Origin of the sequence: Motilimonas thetidivivens, assembly GCF_046452435.1 — a bacterium.
GTDB lineage: Bacteria > Pseudomonadota > Gammaproteobacteria > Enterobacterales > CBDFNC01 > Motilimonas.
Map to the genome: position 1 here is coordinate 1 of NZ_JBKFDK010000081.1, position 375 is coordinate 375.

At 48.3% G+C, this 375-nt stretch carries 1 protein-coding gene; it reads right to left on the reverse strand.

Going from position 1 to position 375, the window contains the following annotated elements:
- Positions 1–281, reverse strand: a 281-nt coding sequence (locus ACK8OT_RS19335) for a site-specific integrase (protein ID WP_410198141.1), incomplete at its 3' end; no start/stop codon positions are given.
- Positions 282–375 lie beyond the last annotated feature (94 nt).

Sequence of the window (375 nt, forward strand, 5' to 3'; positions counted from 1 at the left end):
AGCCACTCCCACTGGCGGTCGAGGGTATAGCGATAGAAAAACTGCAAGCCATTGCGATCGAGCTTCACCGTGCTCCAAGAGTGAGTGGCTATCAAACTGGCAAAATATTGCTTTAAATCTGCCGTTGTCATGGTGTCGGGTGAGCGATCAAAAAACGCAGAAAGGCGACGCACTGCACGAGAATAGGCATCAATGGTAGCAGGCCGCTTGCCCTGTAAAGTTAAGTTGGTAAGATGTTGTTGATAAAGAAATTCAAAGCGTTGTTGGTCGTGGGTGTTCATGATTTTTACTCCAGCAAGCCCGATCAAAGTGACAGGGGTTACTTGAGTATGAAAGAACAACCAAACTCCGCCGCGCAGCGGCTTCGTTCAACAA